General features: G+C 42.8%; 23 protein-coding genes. 2 read left to right on the forward strand and 21 right to left on the reverse strand.

What is annotated here, in order from left to right; genetic code table 11:
• Window positions 1–54: 54 nt before the first annotated feature.
• The 15 genes from ABLT31_RS30285 to ABLT31_RS30355 form a co-directional block, all read right to left on the reverse strand.
• On the reverse strand, window positions 55–1,245 hold the full coding sequence (locus tag ABLT31_RS30285; RefSeq protein ID WP_367758723.1) for an ABC transporter substrate-binding protein: 1,191 nt from the start codon (window positions 1,243–1,245) through the stop codon (window positions 55–57).
• A 101-nt stretch (window positions 1,246–1,346) separates the two neighbouring features.
• The gene (locus ABLT31_RS30290; protein ID WP_367758725.1) at window positions 1,347–1,814 is read right to left on the reverse strand and encodes a VOC family protein; all 468 of its coding nucleotides are present in this window, start codon (window positions 1,812–1,814) and stop codon (window positions 1,347–1,349) included.
• Window positions 1,815–1,834: 20 nt separating this feature from the next.
• Complete coding sequence (locus ABLT31_RS30295; RefSeq protein ID WP_367758727.1) at window positions 1,835–2,575, reverse strand: SDR family NAD(P)-dependent oxidoreductase; 741 nt, start codon at window positions 2,573–2,575, stop codon at window positions 1,835–1,837.
• An 84-nt stretch (window positions 2,576–2,659) separates the two neighbouring features.
• Complete coding sequence (locus ABLT31_RS30300) at window positions 2,660–3,364, reverse strand: ABC transporter ATP-binding protein (protein ID WP_462976552.1); 705 nt, start codon at window positions 3,362–3,364, stop codon at window positions 2,660–2,662.
• Window positions 3,364–4,128, reverse strand: a complete 765-nt coding sequence (locus tag ABLT31_RS30305; RefSeq protein WP_367758731.1) for an ABC transporter ATP-binding protein — start codon at window positions 4,126–4,128, stop codon at window positions 3,364–3,366. Before ABLT31_RS30305 ends, ABLT31_RS30300 begins: the two co-directional genes overlap by 1 nt.
• Window positions 4,129–4,153: 25 nt before the next feature.
• Window positions 4,154–5,176: a branched-chain amino acid ABC transporter permease gene (locus ABLT31_RS30310; RefSeq protein WP_367758733.1), complete on the reverse strand. Its 1,023-nt coding sequence runs from the start codon at window positions 5,174–5,176 to the stop codon at window positions 4,154–4,156.
• A complete protein-coding gene (locus ABLT31_RS30315; RefSeq protein WP_367758735.1) occupies window positions 5,173–6,048 on the reverse strand; it encodes a branched-chain amino acid ABC transporter permease in 876 nt (291 codons plus the stop codon). The genes ABLT31_RS30310 and ABLT31_RS30315 overlap by 4 nt, the downstream gene beginning before the upstream one ends.
• A gap of 16 nt (window positions 6,049–6,064) precedes the next feature.
• The gene (locus tag ABLT31_RS30320) at window positions 6,065–7,255 is read right to left on the reverse strand and encodes an ABC transporter substrate-binding protein (RefSeq protein ID WP_367758737.1); all 1,191 of its coding nucleotides are present in this window, start codon (window positions 7,253–7,255) and stop codon (window positions 6,065–6,067) included.
• An 89-nt stretch (window positions 7,256–7,344) separates the two neighbouring features.
• Window positions 7,345–8,505 (reverse strand): ABC transporter substrate-binding protein, encoded by a 1,161-nt coding sequence (locus ABLT31_RS30325; RefSeq protein ID WP_367758739.1) that lies wholly within the window; start codon window positions 8,503–8,505, stop codon window positions 7,345–7,347.
• Between the two features lie 93 nt (window positions 8,506–8,598).
• Window positions 8,599–9,663 carry a Gfo/Idh/MocA family protein gene (locus ABLT31_RS30330; protein WP_367758741.1) on the reverse strand — a complete coding sequence of 355 codons (1,065 nt, stop codon included), beginning with the start codon at window positions 9,661–9,663 and terminating at the stop codon, window positions 8,599–8,601.
• Between the two features lie 288 nt (window positions 9,664–9,951).
• Window positions 9,952–11,850 (reverse strand): sigma 54-interacting transcriptional regulator, encoded by a 1,899-nt coding sequence (locus tag ABLT31_RS30335; protein ID WP_367758743.1) that lies wholly within the window; start codon window positions 11,848–11,850, stop codon window positions 9,952–9,954.
• Window positions 11,851–11,863: 13 nt separating this feature from the next.
• Window positions 11,864–12,634: an SDR family NAD(P)-dependent oxidoreductase gene (locus ABLT31_RS30340; protein ID WP_367758745.1), complete on the reverse strand. Its 771-nt coding sequence runs from the start codon at window positions 12,632–12,634 to the stop codon at window positions 11,864–11,866.
• A gap of 96 nt (window positions 12,635–12,730) precedes the next feature.
• Window positions 12,731–13,882, reverse strand: a complete 1,152-nt coding sequence (locus ABLT31_RS30345; RefSeq protein ID WP_367758747.1) for an acyl-CoA dehydrogenase family protein — start codon at window positions 13,880–13,882, stop codon at window positions 12,731–12,733.
• A 40-nt stretch (window positions 13,883–13,922) separates the two neighbouring features.
• The gene (locus ABLT31_RS30350; RefSeq protein ID WP_367758749.1) at window positions 13,923–14,957 is read right to left on the reverse strand and encodes a zinc-dependent alcohol dehydrogenase; all 1,035 of its coding nucleotides are present in this window, start codon (window positions 14,955–14,957) and stop codon (window positions 13,923–13,925) included.
• Window positions 14,958–14,991: 34 nt separating this feature from the next.
• Window positions 14,992–16,188 (reverse strand): CaiB/BaiF CoA transferase family protein, encoded by a 1,197-nt coding sequence (locus ABLT31_RS30355; RefSeq protein WP_462976553.1) that lies wholly within the window; start codon window positions 16,186–16,188, stop codon window positions 14,992–14,994.
• A 412-nt stretch (window positions 16,189–16,600) separates the two neighbouring features.
• On the opposite strand from ABLT31_RS30355, the gene ABLT31_RS30360 reads away from it, so the two are divergent.
• The gene (locus ABLT31_RS30360; protein WP_367758753.1) at window positions 16,601–17,266 is read left to right on the forward strand and encodes an HAD family hydrolase; all 666 of its coding nucleotides are present in this window, start codon (window positions 16,601–16,603) and stop codon (window positions 17,264–17,266) included.
• 308 nt (window positions 17,267–17,574) lie between these two features.
• On the opposite strand, the gene ABLT31_RS30365 is transcribed toward ABLT31_RS30360, so the two are convergent.
• From ABLT31_RS30365 to ABLT31_RS30390, 6 genes are all read right to left on the reverse strand, one after another.
• Window positions 17,575–18,675, reverse strand: coding sequence for a GerAB/ArcD/ProY family transporter (locus ABLT31_RS30365; RefSeq protein WP_367758755.1), 1,101 nt, complete (start codon window positions 18,673–18,675; stop codon window positions 17,575–17,577).
• A 29-nt stretch (window positions 18,676–18,704) separates the two neighbouring features.
• Window positions 18,705–18,932: a hypothetical protein gene (locus tag ABLT31_RS30370; RefSeq protein WP_367758757.1), complete on the reverse strand. Its 228-nt coding sequence runs from the start codon at window positions 18,930–18,932 to the stop codon at window positions 18,705–18,707.
• Entirely contained in the window at window positions 18,929–20,113 is a 1,185-nt protein-coding gene (locus ABLT31_RS30375) for a Ger(x)C family spore germination protein (protein ID WP_367758763.1), read from the reverse strand. The genes ABLT31_RS30370 and ABLT31_RS30375 overlap by 4 nt, the downstream gene beginning before the upstream one ends.
• Before the next feature lie 31 nt (window positions 20,114–20,144).
• A complete protein-coding gene (locus ABLT31_RS30380) occupies window positions 20,145–21,698 on the reverse strand; it encodes a spore germination protein (protein WP_367758759.1) in 1,554 nt (517 codons plus the stop codon).
• An 855-nt stretch (window positions 21,699–22,553) separates the two neighbouring features.
• On the reverse strand, window positions 22,554–23,096 hold the full coding sequence (locus tag ABLT31_RS30385; RefSeq protein ID WP_367758765.1) for a tyrosine-type recombinase/integrase: 543 nt from the start codon (window positions 23,094–23,096) through the stop codon (window positions 22,554–22,556).
• Window positions 23,020–23,199 carry a hypothetical protein gene (locus ABLT31_RS30390; protein WP_367758767.1) on the reverse strand — a complete coding sequence of 60 codons (180 nt, stop codon included), beginning with the start codon at window positions 23,197–23,199 and terminating at the stop codon, window positions 23,020–23,022. Before ABLT31_RS30390 ends, ABLT31_RS30385 begins: the two co-directional genes overlap by 77 nt.
• Window positions 23,200–23,321: 122 nt before the next feature.
• Between ABLT31_RS30390 and ABLT31_RS30395 the strand changes: the two genes are divergently transcribed.
• On the forward strand, window positions 23,322–23,630 hold the full coding sequence (locus ABLT31_RS30395; protein WP_367758768.1) for a hypothetical protein: 309 nt from the start codon (window positions 23,322–23,324) through the stop codon (window positions 23,628–23,630).
• Window positions 23,631–24,171 lie beyond the last annotated feature (541 nt).

Genomic DNA, 24,171 nt, shown 5'->3' on the forward strand with positions numbered 1-24,171 from the left:
TAAAAGAAGACTCTTCCAAAGCAAGGAATACTGCGGCTATCCAAGTTATCTACACTACTCTGCCACTTCAGGTTTGCCGTTTTTAATGATACCCATCTGCGCTTTTTCTGAACCTTCTCCCGTTTCATCAAACTTATAATCTCCCGTTAAACCATGGAAGTTGATTTCCCTCAGCGCATTTCGAATCGATTCTCCATCGATGTTAGGGTAAGCTTTATTCATGGCTTCAATTAACATCATCGCACCATCATAAGCCTTTGCATGATTAAAATTCGCCTCAATTCCATACTTTTCTTTAAACGCTTTACTAAAAGCTCTCGTTTCTTCAGTGGAATTGGCGATGAACTGTGTGGTAAAGATAGTTCCTTCCGCTACATCGACTCCTGCTGTCTCCACATAAACCGGGGAGCCCAAAGTCGATCCGCCTACAATCTGTGCATTCATACCTAAAGCTCGAGCCTGCTTGACAATTAATCCGCTTTGAATATTTTCCGCGCCGATATACAAAACTTCGGGATTTGCGTTCTTGATATTCGTTAACTGGGCAGTGAAGTCCTTAGCATCAGGAGTGACTACTTCTTCAACAACAGGAGTGACAGTAAAGGATTTTAAAGCCTCAACAAAAGTATCACGTTCTCCTTTTCCATAGGCTCCCGAGTTGGAAATCACGGCAAGCTTTTTCCAACCCTTTTTATTCACGACATAATCGGCTGCCGTTTTCGTATACGCCCTGCTGTTGGCATTGTATCTGAAAATATAATCGCTTCCCTTGGAAGTGATGACTGGGTCCTGACCACCTGTTAAATGAGGAACTTTCGCCTGCTTAAATACCTCCAGAACAGCCAATGTGGTTGTACTTAGCGGGGTGGCAAAAGCCGCCACCACATCATCATTGACCATCTTTTGGGCCAAATTCACGGCAATGGTCGGATTGCTCTGTGAGTCAACCTTTTCTATTTCAATTTTTCGGCCGTGGATCCCACCGTCTGCATTCACATTTTCGATCGCCATCGTAAACGCTTGATCTTCCCACTCACCAAATGACGCTCCAGCTCCGCTAAAAGGGGTAATCTGAACAACTTTGATTACGTCACTGCCCTCCGAAGAAGAACTAGAAGAATTTGGTGAACCACTTGTATCGCTTGAACCGCATGCGGTCAATGCTGCTGTTAGAAGGCTGCTCAATAAAACCCCATTTATCATCTTTCTCGCATTGTAGATTTTGCTTTGATTATTGTTCGCCATAAACACAACCTCCCGTTATCCTCTTACTTTTTTCACCAATGCATCATTTATTTATTTTTTTAACAGTATGAATACCAGTTTATTTTTTATTGAATCTTCGCCTATTCAACACTAGGCGGTTCTACTAATTCTATAATGTAGCCATCCGGGTCCATCATATAAATAATCTTACATCCTTCATTTCGACCGGAAGTAACCAGCACGGGTGCATTCGATTTAAATTTAACACCGTAATCCGATAATCGGTTATGCATCTCATCTAAATCTGATACATAAAGGCAAACATGTCCCGATCCATAATCACAAGATCGGCAGCTTCCCGAAAATCTATCCATCCCCACATATTCCAGCAGCTCTACAAGCGCATCACTTCCCGGAATTTTTAAAAAGGCCAGTTTTATCATTTGCAGACCTGGAACAGCAACCAGTTGGAATAGATAATCCTCCGCCGCCTCTCGCCGCGATACTAATTCTAACCCAAGCAATTCCGTGTAAAACTTAATCGATTGTTCGATATCTTTGACGGTAATACCGGCGTGATATACCCCCGTTACTCTGCCTGCGCCCAACGTATCAGCCTCCAACTTTTTTATTGTGCGGTGTATCCTCCATCTACCGCTAAAGATGCCCCCGTAATAAAGGATGCTTTATCACTAACCAAGAACAGAATGGCATTCGCCACTTCTTCAGGCTTTCCCATGCGGCCGATAGGATGCTTCCCTACCATTTCTCGTCTTATTTCTGCTGGGATTTGTGCGATCAAAGAAGTTTCAATATATCCAGGGGAAACGCTGTTAATGCGGATTCCTTGTTGAGCATAGGTAATAGCTAGAGAACGGGTAAAGTTTACAACGGCTGCTTTTGTCGCAGAGTAGACCGTACTGTTGGCTTGTCCTACATGAGCTAAGATAGAACCCATATTAACGATGGCTCCGCCTTTATTTCTCAGCATTTGTTTAACAGCATATTTGTTGGTTATAGCCACTCCCGTAAGGTTGATATCAATCACTTTTTGCCAATCCTCAAACACCAGCTCATGAACAGGTCCCTTTTTTTCAGGAACACCCGCATTAGCCACTAAAATATCGAGCTTACCATACGTTCCATAGGCTGTTTCCATTAAGTTTTGAACACTTGCTTCATCGGTCACATCACAATGGACAAAAAGAGCATCTCTCCCCATATTTCTTAGGTCTTCCACCACTACTTTTGCTGAATCTGAAATATCCCCAATAACCACCTTCGCTCCCTCTTTCACGAATAATCGGGCCGTGACTTCCCCTATTCCTGATCCGGCACCGGTAATAACAGCAACCTTATTTTTCAGCATCCTACACCTTCTCTTCAAAAGAAATGTGATAGTTTAGGAAGCTTCCCAAGAAAGGGAGCTTCCTAAAATGATAGACTTGGAGATTTACATACCAAGATAAATTTCTCTTACCTGATTGTTATTTTTCAGCCCCTCTGCATTCCCCTGCAGGGCGATCTTTCCGGTTTCCAGTACATACGCCCGGTTGGAAATACTTAATGCATGGAAAGCATTCTGCTCTACCAAAAGAATGGTCATTCCTTCGTTTCGCAGCGTTTGAATAATCTGGAATATCTGGCCTACCACACTGGGGGCAAGACCCATGGAGGGTTCATCCAGAATGAGGAATTTGGGCTTTGTCATGAGCGCCCGTCCCATGGCCAGCATCTGCTGCTGACCACCGCTCAGATTACCTGCCAGCACTTCAGCCTTCGTCTTTAAAATCGGAAAATGTTCATACACACGTTCCAGGTCAGCTGGAATCGTTTCACGGTCTTTACGGTGATAGGCTCCTGTCATAAGGTTTTCCTTCACGGTCAACAGAGAATAGATTTTTCGGCCTTCCGGTACATACCCTAACCCTTCTTTGACCAAATGGTACGGCTTCGAATTGGAGATATTCTTACCATTTAATTGGATCTGACCGCTTTTAGCCCCTGTTAATCCGCATATGCTTTTCAAAATACTGCTTTTGCCTGCTCCATTGGCTCCTAGTAGGGAGACCAGCTCTCCTTTCTTGACCGATAGACTTACTCCCTTGACGGCATGAACTTTCCCATAAAAGACATTGAGATCTTGGATTTCCAGCATTACCATTCCCCCCCTAGATAGGCCGTGATGACTTTATTATCCTTCGAAACCACATCCGGAGTACCTTCAATCAAAAGCTGACCTTCGTTTAAGACCGAAATCTTCTCGCAGATCGACATCACCATTTTCATGTCATGTTCGATTAAAACAACCGTAATCCCTAAATCATTACGAATATATTCAATAATCGCTGATAATTCATCGGTTTCTGTATGATTCAGTCCAGCTGCCGGTTCATCCAGCAGCAGCAGTTTTGGATCAGTGGCTAATGCCCTGGCGATCTCCATTCGTTTCTGAACTCCATAGGGAAGGCTGTCCGATTGAACATCCCGCCACTCGCTTAATCCGAAGTCTTCCAGAAGCTTTTCTGCCTTTGCAATCGTTTCCTTTTCTGCTTGCAGGACTCGTTGGGGAAAAAGCACATAATCCCATATATGAATTCCGGATGTACGGTCCAGCACGGCACAAATATTTTCAAGAACGGTCATTTTTTTAAACAAACGTAAATTTTGAAAGGTTCGTGCTAAACCAGACCGACAAACCTGAAAAGGAGGTAAGGTATGAATGGGCTGATTATCAAACCATACCTCTCCGCGAGTAGGTTTATAATGTCCGCTAACTACGTTAAACAGCGTCGTTTTTCCCGACCCATTTGGACCGATTACACCATGGATTGATCCTTTTTTCACCGTAAATGAGACATCATTGATGGCCACCAGTCCGCCGAATTCCCGTGTAACATTAGAAATTTTCAATATATCCATTGAGCACCAGCCTTTCAAAGTGACGTTACTTCACCGTATGCAGTTTCGATTTTCTCCTTTTTTGAAAGAGAGATTTAACACTTACTAATCCTCCCGGCATGAAGACGACTAATATAACAATCATAGTTCCATATAGAACCTGCTGCCAATTTTCAAACTGATGCAGCCATTCACGGGATACAATCAGAATCAAAGCTCCCGTAATAGATCCGTAAATATTGCCCATCCCTCCGATAACCACGATGGTTAGCATGAACATCATTTCGCCAAAATGGAAGGTATCTGGGCTCACATAGGCAAGCATATGAGCATATAAGGATCCGCCGATCCCTGCAAATAATCCGGATAAAGCAAACGCTAAGATTTGCTGCTTAGCGATATTAATCCCTAACGATTGAGCTGCCACATGATCGTCCCGAACAGCTCGAAAACTGCGTCCAATCCCATGATTAACGAGCAATCTAGCAAATAAAAAGAGGACGACACCGATACCAAGTACCAAATAATAGTACTTAAATTCATTATTCAGCGCGATTCCAAAAAAGGAGGGTTTGGGAATACCCGAGATTCCTACGGGACCACCTGTAAAGTATTCCAAATTTACAATCGCTTCATTTACCGCAATGGATAGACCCAGCGTAGCTATGGCCAAATAGTGAGAGCGCACTTTTAATGAGGGAAGTCCTATTAATATTCCAAAAAACACACTAATGGCCATAGAGAACGGTAAAGCTGTCCAAAAGCTAAACTCATACATCGTCGTTAATATCGCAGAAGTATAAGCTCCTACCGCGTAAAAAGCAGCGTGCGCCAAATTCAACTGTCCACAGTACCCTATGGTTAAATCCAGGCCGATTGCTAAAATCATGTACAAGACTACCAAATTCAAAATATGAATTTGGTAGTTATTCAATGCTAAGGGAAGCAGAGCAGCCGCTGCTATCGCTAAACTAATCCATAAGCTGCTTTTATTTTTGCGGACAGGTATAGCCTTTGTTTCTAAGGTCACTTTCGGTTCTAAATGCGGAGCCAGATTTGCTCGACTCATATTTTATCCACCACCCTTTCCCCAACAATTCCTGATGGCTTAAAGATTAAAACGAGAACAAAAACTAGAAACGCAATGACTTGACTCCAAGCAGAAACTTTGATTGCGACTACGGTTTGCAGAACCCCAAAGATGAGTCCCCCTACAATCGCACCCGGTATACTTCCAAATCCTCCTAGAATAGCAGCAGCAAATCCGCTAATTCCTACAGAACTGCTCATCTCCGGACTAACATAGAAGACAGGACCTACTAATACCCCGGCAATAGCTCCTAGGGCGGAACCGATACCTAGAGTTAAGGCATTCATCAAGTTTACATTCATACCTAACACCAATGACATTTCCCGCTCCTGTGCGGAAGCGCGCATCGCTAAACCAATCTTCGTTTTATGAAGAAACAGCTCTAATACAATAACTACCAAAGCAGCAGCGGCTATACTAACCAAGGTATAAGGTGAAATGGAGATTCCATTAATCATCCATGGTTCATTTTTAATGGGATAAGGAACAGCTATTCCCGTAGGACCCCAAATAATAATGGCCAGATTCTGCAGCACAATCCCAATTCCCAATGTTCCCAGCATCATGTATGTGAGATCCATTTTCCCGAGCGGGCGCAGAATCCTTTCGATGACCATACCAATCAAGGCCGTTAAAATAACGGAAACGGAGATAGCCACGAGGAAGTTGGTGTGCATCGAGACAAAGAATACAGTCCCGATGTACGCTCCCACCATAAAGATATTTCCATGGGCGAAATTAACCAACCCCATCGCCCGATAAACCAAGGAATATCCTAATGCCACTAATGCATAAATGCTGCCAATTCCCAGCCCGCCTATTAAACTTTGAATTAAAACGGTTCCATTCATAGATTTGCCCCTTTCCTTAATAATCTACTGCTTCAAACTGTCCGTTTTTAATAATCCCGATCTGAGCTCTATCCGTACCTTCTCCTGTTTCATCAAACTTGTATTCTCCAGTCAAACCTTTGTAGGTAATTTCTCTCAGTGCAGTGCGGACTGATTCTCCATCCAAGTTTGGATAAGCTTTATTCAACGCTTCGACTAACATTTTCGCTCCATCGTATGCCTTGGCACCGTGGAACTCGGCTTCCTCGCCATATTTTTCCTTATAAGCCTCATTAAATGCTTTCGTTTCCTCATTGGCATTGATGATATACTGTGTGGTAAAGATCGTTCCTTCGGCCACATCTTTCCCTGCAGTTTGAATATAGATCGGATCAAGGGCAGAACCACCGGCAATCTGTGCGTTTAATCCAAGGGCTCTAGCCTGCTTGACAATTAATCCGCTTTGGATATTTTCCGAACCAATGTAAAGTACTTCCGGATTGGCGGCTTTAATATTCGTTAACTGAGCACTGAAGTCTTTGGCATCCGGAGCAACCACTTCACTAGCAACTGGTGTCACATTCAATTCTTTTAAAGCGGCCGTAAAAGAATCAAGCTCTCCTTTTCCGTATGCACCGGAATTGGAAATGATCGCAATCTTTTTCATGCCCAGCTTATTTACCAAATAATCCGCTGTCGTTTTGGTATAGGCCCGGCTGTTAGCATTATATCTAAAAATGTATTCGCTTCCTTTTGAGGTCAGAGCAGGGTCTTGTCCAGCTGTCAATTGAGGAATTTTCGCTTCTTTAAAGACATTGATAGTCGCCAAAGTAGCTGTACTTAGCGGTGTAGCAAAAACGGCAGACACGTTTTCATTAACCAGCTTTTGTGCTGCATTTACAGCAAGCGTTGGATTCCCTTGATCATCCATCTTAATGACTTCAATTTTCTTGCCCTGGATCCCGCCGTTTGCATTGACTTCATCCACCACCAGCATCAGACCATTGTTATCCCAAATACCAAACGATGCAGCATTTCCGCTGAATGGAGCAATTTGCCCAATTCGGATAACATCACTGCTCTCGGCAGAAGATCCTGATGAACCTGCAGAACCAGCAGAACTACTAGAATCCTGTGAACCGCATGCGGTCAAGGTGGCTGCTAATAGACTGCCGAAAAGAATACCTTTTACGATGTTTTTCATACCTCTGCGATTTTTATTTAACATGTAATATCCCCCTTATTATTTATGGCTTTTCAATAGATCCAGGGTAGTAGGCTAAAGCTTCTGAATAATTTATAAGAGCATTTCTAGGTTTACTCTAAAGATTTGAATTGACCATCTTTAATGATGCCGAGCTGAGCATTTTCTAATCCTTCTCCCGTTTCATTGAAGTCAAAGTTGCCGATCAGAGCATCATAGTTTAAATCCAATAATGCACTGCGAATATGTTCTCCATCCAAATTGGGGTAGGCCTTATTCAATGCTTCAATTAATATCTTTGCTCCGTCGTAACCCTTTGCAATAAAGGAAGGGGCTTCCGCTTCCTTTCCATATTTTTTCTTATAGGCTTCTTTAAACGCTTTCACTTCTTCGCTGTCATCGTCAATATACGTTGTGGTAAAGATGGTTCCTTCCGCATTTTCTTTTCCCGCCGTGTTCACATACACATCCGTGGCAAACGAAGCTCCGCCAACAATTTGTGCAGTTATCCCTAGAGCTCTAGCTTGCTTAGTAATTAATCCACCTTGAATGTCTTCAGTTCCAATATAGACCGCATCAGGATTTGCATTTTTTATGTTTGATAGCTGGGCCGAGAAATCTTTAGCATCAGGGGTAACCACTTCATCGGCTACTGGGGTGACATTCATTGCTTTTAATTCCGCAGTAAATGTATCGTGCTCCCCTCGTCCAAAAGCACCCGAGTTGGTGATGATTGCAATCTTTTTAAATCCCCGCTTATTTACGAGGTAGTCCGCCGATGTTTTGGTAAACGTTGAACTGCTGGCATTATATCTAAAAATGTATTGACTTCCTTTGGTGGTGATTTCAATTCCTTGTCCTGCTGACAATTGAGGAATCTTTGCTTGGTTAAAAGCTTCCAGCGTGGCTAAGGTAGTTGTGCTCAGCGGTGTAGCAAATACAGCTGTGACCCCTTCATTGATTACCTTATGTGCTGCATTAACAGAAACGGTGGGATTGCCTTGATCATCGATCTTGACTATTTCTATTTTTTTGCCTTGAATGCCGCCCTTTTCATTTACCTCAGCCACTGCCATCTCAATTCCTAGGCTATCCCATGTTCCATATGACACACCATTTCCGCTAAAGGGACCGATATGGGCAATTCGGATAACATCGCTGCTCTCGGTATTTCCGGAAGTAGTAGTTGCAGAACCCGTATCCTGTGAACCACATGCTGTCAAAGTGGAAGCTAACAGAGTACTAATAATAATTCCAGATAGAATGCTTTTCATTTTAGAGAATTTTTTATAATTATTTAGAAACTAATACATCCTCCCAGTTTCACAGAACCCTTAGTATTTTAATTATAAAAATACCATTTATAATTATCTGTATATTCGATTTATTACTTTCCCATTCATTGTAATTTTCTGCCCTCTATTAGCAGATAATCGGATCGCCTCAATGACTTTTAACGTTTCTAGGCCGTCCTCCCCAGTTACCAAAGGTTCGGCTTCTCCCTTCATGACATCGATAAAATGCATTAATTCCGCTGTCATCGGGTCGTTATCCGCTACACGAAATTGTTCCACAACCAATTTGTGCTCCCAACCGTAATTCTCTTCCTCATAGAAATACATCTTCATATCAGGAAAAGATAAGCTTCCCTTTGTCCCAAAAAAGTAGAAGCAGTTCTCATCATAGTGGGCAAATTTCGGGTTTTCTTTTAGATTGGCATCATAGGACCAAGGTGCTGGAACTCCGTCAGAAATAAAATAGTTCACGGTAGCTCCTTCCTTCGTTTCTAAAATAACTGAAGCAGAATCCTCTACTTGATTCTTTCTAATACTATTGCGGGCAGCAGTATAAACACTATCAATATTTAAACCGGTTACATACCTCAGGGTGTCAATATCATGAATGCCATTGATCAGCAGGGGTCCGCCCCCTTGGACAAGCCTCCAACCCTCGGAAAAATACGGCCGATCCTTGGCAAGTACCCACAGCATATTCACGCCAACAATCTCTCCTAACATGCCCGATGAAATGATTTCTTTTAATTTTGCAACCTTACTGGAAAAACGACGATGATGCCCAACCATCAATCTAACTTGATTTTTGGCACAAATTTGAATGATTTCCTCTCCTTCTTCGATCGTTGAAGCTATTGGTTTTTCAACCAAGACATGCAGTCCTTTATTCGCACACGCTTCTACTGCCTCTTTATGCAGCTGATTAGGCAGGGTTATAATCGCACCATCTAAATCGCATTCTCCGATAAGATCCTTGTAATTTTTATACAAGGGAACATTGAGCTCGCGAGCTCTCTTTTCCGATAGCTCGTTATCGCCTGCTACAGCCACAAGCTCAACTCCCGGAATTTTCAATGCATCACTGGCAAACTTGTACCCATGATTTAATCCAAATACGGCGATTCTCATTTTCTTCATTACGGCACCTCCGAATAATCAAGCAAGTATTTATAAAAGCGATTTCATTTTGAATTTAGCTTCTTCTTCAGCCTGCCTTCGCTTCACCTCCTATACCTTTTAATTAAGCAAAAAGGATGCCAACTAACAAACGCAGTAATATCAATAATCAGAGAATGATACTGTACAAATATTATTCAAAAAATTGAACAATGTTTATTTTTTAGAACTTTCAATATATTATTTATCTGCAGAACACGTTCTTAAAGAAAATGAGATCCACCTTGCCTTCCTGTGGATCTCCAACAACTAATCATTTGCTTTTTTCCAAAGTGTCGCCCGACTAATGCCCAGCTTTTCAGCTACAAGTGTCTTATTATGATTATACCGTTCAAGCATGTGGCGGATAATTTGCTTTTCCATTTCTTCCATGGTTCCATCTTTAATAAGTAATCCTTCATGAGGAGCGGAAATATCCTTCGAGTCACCATTTGTTTCTCTTAATACCCCTTGAACAAAAGGATAAACTTGATCCGGTTTTTTTACCCGCAAATGATATCTCTCAATCGTATTTTCCAACTGCCTTACGTTACCCGGCCATTCATAAGATAACAGAAAATCACGAAACAGCTTAGGCAGATCATTCCACATCATAGGTGATTTTAAGCGTTTGAATAAATGCTCAACAAGACCGGGAATATCTTCTCGACGCTGACATAAAGAAGGGACCTCTAGAAGCAAAACGCTGAGCCTAAAATACAGATCAGAGCGAAATTTCCCTTCCTTCACCATTTCCCACAGTTGCCGATTCGTTGCTACAACTACACGTATATCTATTGGAATAACCCTGTCCCCACCGACTCGCATGACTTCCTTTTCCTGCAGCACCCTCAATAGACGTGCCTGAATATTCGGGGTAATTTCTCCAATTTCATCAAGAAATATCGTTCCCCCGTGGGCCAGCTCAAAAACTCCTTGGCGCCCCCCTTTTTTCGCTCCAGTAAACGCACCTTCAGCATAACCGAACAATTCACTTTCGAGTAATGATTCTGGAAAAGCGGCACAGTTTACGGCAACAAAAGGACCTTCCTTTCTATTGCTTGCATTGTGGATACCTTGAGCTATTAATTCTTTACCTGTACCACTTTCCCCCATAATAAGTACGGTTGAATCTGTCCTAGCATATTCTCTAGCAGTTTCAATTACTTGTTTCATCTTGTTGCTGGAGTGATAAATATCCTCTAGGGAATAGCGGGCAAAAAGTCCTCTAGAATAAAGCTCGCGACGAACTTGATCTTCCAGCTGCTGTATTTTACTGAATTCTTGACAAGTAATTACTGTTCCTACCCGTTCCTTTCCAACAAGAACAGGCTCATAGGTCACTATTATGTTCTCTACAGTAAAACTTCCATTTCCAACAGATACTTCATCTCGATTCAAGATCTCTAGAAGAATAGGACTGCTTATCTCCTTTCTTCTGTTTAGCACTGATTTTTCCTCTATTCCAAAAATTCTTTCAGCAGCCGGGTTGCATGCCTTTATTTCACGGTCTTTATTCAGAAATATTATTCCTTCTTCAGAAACATTGATAACTGCGTTTAACTGTTCTACTTTTTCTTTGATAGAGATACGGTTTTGGGCTATTTGGTGTGCCCGAATTAGTGAACGCTTGATTGTTCTTTCACTTGCTGTAATATGCATGCAATGCATTCCATAATTTTTTATAATTTCTGAGGCGCGAATACCACCTCCAACCACTACATCCATACCTAACTCTTTTGCACTTTTTATCTGTTTAACTAATTCATCCCATGTTCTATATGGGAGGATCTTCACCCCAAAACCGATAATATCTTCTATTTTATCAAAGTTAAAAGGAAACCCCTCTTCTTGATAGGTTAAAAAACATATGCTATCTCCTAGTTTTTTTGCACGAATGAATGCATGTAAGATATCAAAATCACTTGAATCACTATAAACAACCGGTAAATCAGTCATATCTGAAAGAATTTTAGCGGTACCTGCCCGGCTGATAATAACTTCATAATCGCCTTCCGAAATAAGCTCCAACACTTCTTGTGCAGCTTCAAACAAAATTCCTTCTACAATCCTGACGGAAAACCCTAGCTCTGATGCTATTTTTTGTATCATGCAGGTTAACTCAGGGTAACCAGATGTCATAATCATTTTGTAATCCATTTTATTCATCTTCTTTATTTCACTATCGGGGAATGTGCGCTTGTACCGATCCCATTAGCCCTCCATCAGCTACGATAGATTGACCCGTTATATAGGAACTTTTTGAAGAACATAAAAAACACACGATATCGGCAATTTGTTCTCCTGTACCGATCTGTTTTAAAGGAATCAATTCCCTTCTCCGCTGATGAATTTGTTCATTTTTATATAAGTCTTCCGTAAGAGGAGTCCTAATGAGTCCAGGGCTAACAGCATTAACTCGTATATTATATGGAGCCCATTCAATTGCCATTTGTCTTGTCAGCATTATCATTCCCGCTTTACTCGTACTGTAGGCTCCCAGCCCTGGAGTTGGTTCATGTCCGGATATCGAGGAAATGTTGACAATGCTCCCACCCCCTGCTTTTTTCATTAGTGGAAGAACTTTTTGCGAGAGCAAAAAAGGACCCTTTACATTCGTTTCCAGCGTATCATTCCATACATTCTCGCTCATGTCCGCTAGAGAAGTTAAGCGAACAATACCTGCATTGTTCACTAACACATTGACACGCCCAAATTGATTGTCAACTGTTTCAATAAAACTATCTATTGAGGTCAGATCCCTTTGATCCAACTGCATCACATGAACTCGATTTTCACCATAGATGTCCAATAACTTTTGGATATTTCCAGCCTTTATATGAACGGGAAGAATGACAATAGAATTTTCTCGCAGGAAAGCTTTAGCTATTTCTAACCCTATCCCACCGTTTGCCCCAGATATGATGATAATTTTCGCAGATTCATATTTCACGTAATTCCATTTCTCCTCTCGTGGAAAAAGAGAAAGCTTTCAACTGAAAACTTTCCCTTTTCATATTTTATAATGGTTGTTTTTGAATTTTTCCTATTAACCTTTCATAAGTATGCTTCCTATAATCATGCGCTGTACCTGGTTCGTACCATCGACAATTTGGAATATCTTCGCATCCCTCATTAACCTTTCTACAGTATATTCCCTTATATATCCATAACCCCCAAATATTTGCACAGCATCTGTTGTTACTTTCATAGCTACATCGGTCGCATAGCATTTTGACATGGAAACCATGGCTAGGGTCTCCTTGGAGATGTTTGGCGCTTCCTGGTCCACACGTCGATTGGTTTCTCGAACAAGGCAACGTGCCGCTTCCAATTGCATAGCACAATCGGACAGCATGAAGCGAATCGCTTGAAAGTCACCAATTCGTCTATTAAATTGCTTGCGTTCTTTCGCATATTCGATAGCGTAATCTAATGCAGCTTGCCCAACTCCAAGCGCCATACAAGCTGCCCCCCACGAACGCAGCATGCTGGTTCCGATTTCCGAGAGCATTTTCCATCCTTCGCCCTCCTTGCCAATTAGCGCGTCGTCATCTACCCAGCAATCCTCCATAATAACATCTCCTGTAGAACTTCCGTGCAACCCCATTTTTTCTTCCGTTTTTCCAAAGAGAAGCCCAGGGCTATCCTTATGAACCAAAAAGGCTGAAATTTCCTCCGGATTTGTCTTTGCAAACACGAGGTAATATTCCGCAACTTTAGCCAAGGTGACAAAAATCTTTGTTCCATTTAGAATATACCCCCCTTGCGGAGCCTTCTTCGCGGTGGCACTTATCGCTCGCGCATCCGATCCGGCCTGCGGTTCTGTTAGGCAGAACGCACAAAGCTTATGACCGCTGCTTAAATTCGCATAGAATTTTTCCAACTGATCCGGTCGTGCCATTAAAGACACCATTCGGATCACCGCGTGGGTAGATAACATCGTTGTGCCCATCATCGCCAAGCCTTTACATAACTCTTCGATCACCATCCCAAGCAGTGAGTAGCTTGCATTAATACCGCCATATTCTTCTGGCAAGGACATCGCCAGGAGTCCGTTATCCCCTAAAATTTTAATTAAATCATGCGGAAATTCATCTGTACGGTCCACTTCAGCAGCTCTTGGCGTAATTTTTTCTTTCGTGATTTTTTTGACAACCTGCAACATTTCTTCCTCAAAGATTTTATCAAGAACCATCATAGTTATACCCTCCAAACCTTCAAGTGCCTTCCCTTATTCATTACGCGCGGAACATAACCTTCCCGGCTTGCTTTTTCTTCGCAAGTTCAATCCCTTTGTTCGCTTCCTCAAAACCAAATGTATGAGTAACGATGGGCTCAACCCGTACCGTATCGGTTTCCAGCCATCTCGTCGCCGTCTCATAATGACGCGGCAGGCTGCCTACTACGCCTTTAATCATTAAATTCTGACGAACAATCGATACCAGTGGGTTGATGTGGGCTTCTTTGGCAAATCCCATCAGTAATACCTTACCCGCACCGCTCGCCATCAAAATCGACTGCTCCGTTGATGCAGGTCTTCCGCCGGCTTCAAACACAACATCCGCTCCAATTCCTCCCGTCAATTCCTTCACCTCTTCATAGGCATTCGTATCGCCGCTGTCAAGCACGTAATCGGCACCTAAGTCTCTAGCAATTTGCAAACGGTACTCATCAGAAGATGTACCGACTACAATGACCTTTCCCGCTCCCGCCGCCTTTGCTGCCTGAAGCGTGAACAGGCCGAGCGGACCTGGACCAACTATAGCAACCGTATCTCCCACAGTTATCGGATTGGTCTCCATGGCATGGACAACAATCGATATCGGCTCCAGATAGGCGGCTTGATCATAGGAAATACTATCTGGTATTAAGTGAGTTCCCTCTGCAGGAAAAGCGATATATTCGGCAAACGTACCATTAAAATCAATACCCAAATGCCTCCACTTGGGGCATAGATTCACGTATCCCCTGCGGCAATAATGACAGCTTCCGCATCCTAGCAAGGCCTCCAAGCCCACACGGTCTCCAACTCTCAAATGCTTTACAGCACTGCCCAACTCTACTATTTCTCCAGCTCCTTCGTGACCCAGAATGATAGGAGGGTTAACCGGGCTTCGCCCTTTATACTCCCAATCGGATAGTAGAATATCCGTTCCGCACAAACCTGTTGAATGAATCTTGATCAGTACCTCGTCCGGCTTTATTTCGGGGATTGGCACATCCAATACTTCAACAAATCCTGGTTCCGGACGAGTTTTTACTACTGCTTTCATTTACATTCACTCCTCTAAATGATTTAATTGTTTTTTAAATTACTTCTTTTTCGGTCAACATTCTTATTTTTTCATTTGAGTACTTTAAGAGTCCTTGATAAATCTCCTGGTTGTGCTGGCCTAAGGTTGGCGGAGGCGTCTCAATCACTCCAGGGGTTAACGATAGCTTAGGGGTTATTCCGGAAACCTTGAAACTTCCTGCTATCGGATGTTCCATATCAACAACCATTTCCCTCGCTATCACCTGCGGATCCTCAATGAGCTTGTCTACACTATTAACTTGTGCACAAGTAACCCCAGCCTCATTCAGCAGCTGCACAACGTCAGCTACCGTCTGTTCACCTACCCATGCCTGAGTTAAGGCATCTACTTCTTCCACATTCGTAACTCTTAATGATGGCGAGGCAAACCTTGGATCATCTTTCAATTCCGGACGCCCCAAAACCGTAACAAATCTCTCCCAGAGAACATTGGATGATACGCCAATTACTACGTACCCATCCTTCGCCATATAACTGTTGTAGGGAGCAATGCCTGGAAGGCGGCTTCCCATTCTTGTCGTTATCTTTCCTAAAGCGGTGTAATTCGGAATGACATTTTCCAGCACGGCAATTACTCCATCCAACAATGCAGCATCCACATGCTGACCCAAGCCAGTCTGTTCTCGGTAATACAACGCCGTTAGGGTTCCATAGGCGGCAAAAAGCCCACCCAAAAAGTCACCAAGTGCGTTACCTGTACGCAACGGAGGACCTCCCTGTTCACCCGTCATACTCATCAGTCCTCCTACTGCCTGGGCAATAATGTCCAAGCCAGGTCTATTGGCATAAGGGCCGGTCTGGCCAAACCCTGATACCGAGGTCATAATGATCGCTGGATTGATCTCCTTTAAATGACTGTAGCTTATGTTCCATTTATTCATTGTCCCTGGGCGGTTGTTTTCAATAACAATGTCGGAGATTTTGACAAGATCCTTAAATACCTCTTGCCCTTCAGGTTTCCGAAGATCCAAGGTAATGCTTTTTTTATTTCGGTTCGAAGCAATGAAACAAGATCCTTCCCCATTAATTAAGGGGGCAAAATGACGAGAATCATCACCAATTCCCGGAAGTTCGATGTGTAGAACTTCTGCGCCCATATCCGCTAGCAGCTGCTCGGCATAGGGCCCAGCTAACATTCTTGTTGCTCCCAGCACTCTTACGCCTGACAAAGCTTTTTGCATGAGATACATCTCCTTTACTAATTACCCTCGTACATCATAATTTTAGAGATAAGAAAATTTACAATTACTCCATTCTCATCCCCCGACTCACGGAGTAAGCACTTTCATTTTCTGAAAAATATCCTGCTGTCATCTCTCCTCCTCGCATGAAATATACAATCATGTAATTGCAATATACATGCCAACAGAAAATCTTTTGTTTACTCGTTTTTTTATAGGCAGGCGTTCAAAAAAATGACATGACCTTTTTGTAGCGTTAATATATTAAACAGTTAAAAAATTGAAATTTGTTAAAAACAATTAAAAAAGCCCTCACCCCGATCAGATACAATTACTTAGTCTAAACTAGGGTGATTTGGCATAGTACTTGCTACTTTAGACTGAACAGTGTGTACAAATAACTAAAGAAGGAGGTAAATTTATGAATAAATACAAAATAATATTGTTTGATTTAGACGGTACGCTTTCAGATTCCAAAGAAGGCATTACAAAATCAATTCAATATGCATTACAGAAAATGAACATGGCTGCACCTGACTTGAATATGTTACAATGTTTTCTTGGACCAGCAATTCAAGTTTCATTTGCTAAATATTATGGTTTAGATAGGGAAAAGACAGAAAGAGCAACCAGTTATTATAGAGAAAGATTTAAGGATAAGGGAATGTTTGAAAATAAATTATTTCCAGGGATACCTGAGCTTTTGAAAGAGCTCAAAGAGCATCAGAAAATTTTGGTTGTGGCTACTTCTAAGCCAACAGTTTTTGCTGAACAAATTTTGGAATACTTTAGCATTGATAAATATTTTGATCTTATTGTAGGTAGTCATCTTGATGGAACCAGAACATCAAAAACAGAAATAATTCAGTTTATTTTTGATAAGTTAAAGGAACATAAACGGGATGGCTTTATAATGATCGGTGACCGAAAGTATGATATTATAGGGGCAAATAATACGGGTATCGATTCTATTGGAGTGACTTACGGATATGGCTCTTTAGAAGAATTGAAACATTATAATCCTACTTTTATTGCTAATTCTGTTAACCAGATAAAAGATATCTTAATAAAGAATCCTGTCAATTAAAAGGAACAAATAGCCTCCATCTCACAATAGATGGAGGCTTTCATATCATTTTCTACTTGACTTACAAAGGACCCCCCTTCCATATATGCACATATTATCCCCCTTGTCCATCTACTAGCGTGCTATTTGAACTTTTGAAACAGCGTCCTCTTGATTATGGCTTAAGGAATAGTAATATTGCATTTCAAAAGCTCATGCGTGACTAGGGGTAGTACCAACAAAACGCGGAAAACATACGCTAACCTATTTCTTATATGAAATTTAGCCGGTAATTTTTACTCTAAGAAATACCGGCTAAAAAACTACTCCTATTTTCCGGTCTTCTGTCGATTTCTTTTCCGGAGTAAAGCGATCAACAGCAAGATAGCCGGTATGATAATATAGATCGTAAGATTTTCAAATGGGCTAGTCACTCTGAAGTGATGGGCTATTTCCGACAAATTGGGGGATACCCAGATCCCAAATAAGGTTAATAACAAGCCAAAGGGTAAGGCGAGCGGCTTATAATCAGAGAGATTCAGCCATTGGGCGGTATTCAGGACAAGCACATAGTGGTATAATCCCAGTTTGACAAACGATCCACCAATCCAAATCGCCATGACAACGGCCTCCAGATTTTCAAAAAAATCTGCGTAACTTATGTACCGAGAAGCGCTCATAACCGGATAGGTGAAGCTGCCCGTAATTCCACCGAATAGAAAAAGAGTGGCCAAATTGGTAATGACAAGGGTCACCATCACAGCCAGTACGGAAAACACTCCCCATTTCATCCCCTGTTCCCGGTTGACTAGAAAGGGAAGCAAGGAGAAAATAAGAAAGAATATTGTATTCCATGTGAATGGGGGAACAGATCCTCTGAGCGAAGGCATGATCCCGTCCTCCATGATGGGAAACATATTTTTCACTTCCAATTCAGGAAGGAGCAAAAGGACAATAATTAACCAGAGAATAAAGAGAATCGGGACAAACATGTCCGAAAGTCGAGCCAGCACTTCCAGGCCAGCACGTACGGTGAAAGCGCTGGCCAGAGCCAAGCATCCCATCACCATCATAATAGGAGTTTCGTTGAGAAACGTCCCTACGACGAAGTCTCCATACTGCCTTAAACCTGACCCAGCCCCATAGAGGATATAAAATAAATAGACCAAACCAACCACTTTTCCGGGAATTCGACCAAGAATATGCTGACTGTATTGAATCACCGTCTCGGTGGGATAAAGCTTGTTCAATCGATAAGCAATAAATACTACAAAAAAGCCAGAGAGGGAACCGAAAATAGGAGAAAGCCACATGTCCTGTTTAGCATATCCAAAAGTAATGCCCGGCACGATCAAAATGGCTGTGGCTATGATGTTTGCATATACCAAAAGCGACATCTGCAAAGCAGAAATTCTACCTTTCTCTATCATTTATATCCCCCTCCCCTATATGCATCCTTTCATTTATCAAGCATCTTCCCAAACGGCTTAAATATCGTGTCAAACAGCTGGGTAGGACCGGGTAAATCAGGGAAGAACACCAAGAGTACCCCGAGCATCCACCCCATTGCCGTTAATCCTATAAAAGCCGCCCTTTCCTTTTTCTGCTTTGGGTTCATTTGTGGCCATTCATACAGAACCATACAAGCGACAAAGACCGTAATCCCGAATACAGCCCCCCATTTCACTCTTTCTTCACCTCATCTTCCGGTAACCCTTGCGGGGTCGTTGACAAGCCTGGTCTGCGGATGTAGGCCTTGATATCATAGGTCACCTCCACCGAAGGAAAGATCTCATCCCAATCCTTTTTAGCCTTTTTCCATTCCTTTGGATATTTTCGATGGAATGCTTCAGCGAAGCCGAAAATGTCCACCTTCATCTCTTTCTGCACTTTTTCGATCGTTAAGTTTAGACGGTGTTTTATGTCATTTTCTAAATCCTTTTGAAGTATTTGAATAAATTCCGGGTTCATTAAGTCTAAATTGCTTTCATTCACGATCACGTCATCTTCCGTAACGCCTTTTATGGTCATCTTCCATTTTCCGTCTTCGATCTTGGGGATCAGCTCACGGTTTGCACGAAGCAGAGTAGTGGACACATATCCCTTTCCCTCTTTCGGCTTGAGGCTGACATTCGCTTGCTTAATTTCATCTCTAAACCACAGCACCCCACGAGTCAGCGTATCGCTGATCTGTCCGACCATTTTATCTTTCTTAAAAATGGCGGTCTGGTTGATATAGGCAATGGTCTGCAGCGGGTCCGTTCCTTCCTCTGGAGGAAGAATTCTGACCATTGGAAGAGCTGCCGCTTGTGCATCTCCGCTTACCATCTGCATCAAGTCCTTTAAAGTGACGTCCATCAATACTTCCGACTCCGCCATTTCCCGTAAGACTTCGGATGGGCTCCGTTCCAAAGGAGGATGTAAGGCTAGCACATCCTTGGCGTTTCCCTTCGCGACAAACAGATGTGCTCGTAATCGAGGCTGGGGATGGCGCATCAGGAAATCAAGCGGCCCGCGGATGCCTTCTTTTGCTAACTTCTCTCCAATCACAATGACTTTTGTCTGCCCCCAGAAAACCTCACGGGGGAGTTTTTCCTGTAAGTTCGAAATAGCATCGGCTATCGTATTTCCTTCACCACTTCTTATAAAGGTTTGAGGTCCGCCCCCGCCACTACCGTTTCCACCGCCAGATCCTCCCATTGCTTTGGGAATATGCATCTCTGCGGTAAGTTCAATCGTCTTTTCATTTTTTTGGTCAATCCCGAGTCCAGTTACTAACGCTACATCATTGATTTCCACGCGATCCCAACAACCGGCAAGCATCATAGGTTGCAAAAAAGCGAGGAAAACCAATAGCCATTTTTTCATCACACGTTTTTACACCTCTTTTCCCCCTGATTTATTCGCCCCCTTTTCCCAGATCCGGCTTTTGATTTGGTGCCTGGCGGTACTTATTATATTGACCTGTTAAATGCGGGCGGGTATTCAACTTCCACAAGGGGGCCCTTATTAAAACGTCTTTTATATCCCGGAATTTCATCGGGGCCATGGGAGTCAAATAAGGAACGCCAAATGATCGTATGGTGCATAAGTGGATCAGGATAAAAATGATCCCCAGCATAACCCCCATCAATCCCAACGATCCCGCCAGGAAAATCATAGGAAAGCGCAGCATCCGCAGGGCAACTCCCGCGGTATAGCGAGGGATAGTGAAGGATGCGATTCCCGTAATGGCCACTACCATCACCATCGGGGCGGAAACGATCCCCGCTTGAACCGCCGATTGACCAATGACAAGCGCCCCGACAATGCTTACGGCGGAACCCACCTGTTTGGGGAGCCGGATCCCTGCTTCTCGCAGCGCTTCAAACGTAATCTCCATGATAAGGGCCTCGATCAACGCCGGAAAAGGAACTTGCTCCCGGGAAGAAGCCATACTCAAAAAGAGGGTAGTGGGTATCATCTCATGATGAAAAGTCAATACGGCTACATAGAGCGAAGGGAGAAGTAAAGAAATCACAACAAAGACAAAGCGCAGCCAGCGGATCGCCGTGCTTATTATGAACCGCTGATAATAATCTTCACTCGATTGAAGCAACGAATAAAGCGTAGTGGGAGCGACCAAAGCAAAGGGAGTCCCGTCCACCAAAATGACTACTTTTCCTTCCAACAAGCTGGAAACAGCCACATCGGGGCGTTCAGTATTCAAAATCTGGGGAAAAGGGGAATAGGGATTATCTTCGATCATTTCCTCGATATAACCACTCTCCAAAATCCCGTCGATATCAATGCGCTTCATACGTTTGGTTATTTCTTCAATCAGTGTTGGATCCGCTATTCCGTCCATAAAAGCTAAGATAATCTCCGTTTGAGTATACCGGCCGATTCTCATCGGTTTTATTTTTAATTGGGGGCTTCGGATCCTTCTCCTCAAGAGTGATGTATTCACACCTAAAGATTCCGTAAACCCCTCACGGGGTCCGCGGATGACTGATTCGGCAGATGGCTCTTCCACAGATCGTTTTTCCCATTTAGCGAGCCCGAATGCGAAGCCTTCGCTTTCATTCTCTACCAATAAAACTGGACTTCCCATAGAAAGATACTTAATGCAATCGGAAACGGTATTGACTTCCTCCACCTTGGTAACCGTTATTTTCTTCTCCAGCAACTCATGAAAGGCATGATTCCCAGCACTTTCGTCCATCAAAGGAGTTAGCACGCTTGCATCCATTTCCTCCGTGTTGCATAGCCCTTCAATATAAATAAGGAAAGCCTTTCTTATACCGCCGATGAAAAATGATCGGAACACTACATCTGAACAATTTTCATAGATCGAACGAATACCTTGAACATTCTGGTTCAGATCTGAAGAAAGAGGAATTTGCCGATTTTCAATTTGCTGTTGTTTGTCTATTTTTTTATTTTTTCTAATACGCCTATTACGAGAAAACATGCTAGACCCTTCTTTCCATTCGTGCACGAGAGAAAATATGAAAATGGTGTTTACAGCTTATGATTCTATCTATCGATTGATATTCCTAAATTTCAGGCAACTTTTATACTGATATAAATTCAGAAGATTTCAAGTATGTTATCTAAGTTCTTATAAACCCTCCTTTTTATCTGTGCCCAATATCTCCTACTTCATATTAATTCGCTGATATTCTTGACTAATTAATGTTTCTACAATTTCTTTAATGGATTTTCCAGTGTTTTGCTTTATTTTGTTTACCATTGTCTTTACCTCTGGTACTACCTCAATTACTATTCGAGTATGAACTTTCAATCTCTTCACCTACCCTGTTTTAGATGTTTGTTAAGTACGTTATTTATTTTAACCAATTAATTTAAAATCATTCAACTTGTTGAATTTTTCAGAAAAGGTTTGCCATAAAAAGCACTTGATTTTTTTGTTTATAAAGGTGTGGTTATCGATTTACAAACACCCTTTAATGGAACCCTACCTTTACGGAAGAAAAAACAATTATTGCAACAAAAAAAACTGGCAACCTTATGGTCGCCAGTTTGTCCCGCTATCGAATCCCGTTAGTAAGTATCGAGTTTTCACTAGAAATATCGGCATGACTTTTGCTATCTATAAAAAATAGAAAATCCTTATACAAAAGACTTATCTCTTCGAGTTTTAGGTAACTCGGCTTACTAGTAACGCCTAGTCATATTGACGTCTGCGTGTCCGGCCAGTTCGGCGACCGTGGAAATATCCACGCCGGCGGACAACCATTTCTCTCACCCCGCTTCCTTCTTTTAAATAAACCTTCTTCTAAAGAGGACTAATTTTTTCCTCTCTTTAAAGTTCCTCCACTATCTTCGCCGCTACTTCCGATGGCGGATTCGTATAGGTTTCCAGATAACGCTCATTACGGTGGATCAATTCACGCTGCAAGATCGTTCGATCCCCCTGGGTGGCCTGAGACAAAAGAAACGCATAGGTATGACGTAAATCATGAGGCCGTAACGGCGAAATCTGCCGGTCCGGCTGGAGCTGCTCGGCATCATGCCATTCGCCGATCTGTTCCAGGATCCGGTTAATCGACCGGACGTGCAATCGACCACCCGACTTACGATCCGGAACCCCCAGGGCTGTCAGAAATAACGCTTGAGAATCAGGATCCACATCTTGAGGGCGCTCCAATTCCAAATAGTCGGCCAATGCCAGTCGAGCGTCTTCATTCAAGTATTTGACCGCCTCCGTTCTCCCCTTCCCCCGAACACGTACCAGCCTGGCACGGCGAGCGACTCGCAACTTTTCTGGATCATTGGGCTGCAGTTGGTCTACGTTCAGGTTGACCAGCATTTCCCGACGGATACCGGTAGAGAGTAAGAGGAACACAATGGCCCGATCCCGTTTTGGCCGCGCCTGTTTTTTCAATGGGGGAATCTGTCCTTTCCAGCGACGTCCCTTCAGTTGATGGAACCGTTCGAGCCGGTCGCAAATGTTTTTGAGGGATCGAACCTGCTCCTCCGTTAGGGCACGCGGCTCCGGTGCCGGAAGCAAAATATCCTTGAGTCCTTTGCCCTTGGTGGGGTCTTCCGGCAGCAAATGTGGTACCTGCTGATGGAGCCAGCCCATAAAGAGCGACAAATGCGCTTTGTGATTGTTCACCGTGGCCGCTGCCAATCCCAGACCGGTTTCCTCGTCATACAAAAAGTCCAGCCAGGCTTTGACGTCCCGTTTTACCACGGCACTTACCCGTTCATGACCATACCGATCCTGAAAAAAATCGATGAAGCGCTGCAGCTGCAGGATGATTTTTTTCTCGGTATCCGGAGACCGGTCCCCCCGGATCTCCGATTCCACAAACCGGTCTTTCCAAACGGAAAGACGGTCCTCTTCCGGATCATAAGCCGTAATTACCTTCCGTGACGTGTTTTGTTTGACTTATCGTCTTTCCATAAATATGTGTTATCCTATTCTACCGCAATTCACATCACAGAAGGGACATTCTGTGATGTGGAATAATACCTCAATTTTTACAGTTTGAATACGGTGAACACTACACTTTAATTATCTTCTCATAGAAAAAAAAAACCTACTTTTATCTTCCTATCCTATGCTCGGATTTTTTTGGAATCTAGAGTCGGTTCTACTGCCTTCACGGGTAGGGGTTATGTTTTTGCATAGATTCTTTTGAGGCGGATTCGATTTAAGAATGTCCAGAAACGGACATACAGATGGGGGGACTTGGAAACTGTCTTTTTTGCTTATTTGAATTAGCAAAGACTTTTATTTTAGCTATATGAATCAATTTCATAAATCTGAGCCTATGTGGCTCAAGGGTTTTCAAGCATAGAAAAAGGAGTACCTCCCCAAATCTCGAATAAGTTAAGTGCGACCAAAACTCAAGAGATTGGATGGTGACTCCCTGTGTCTATTATACGACAAGGAAGCCTTTTTGGCATACAAG

Source organism: Ammoniphilus soli, from assembly GCF_040813775.1.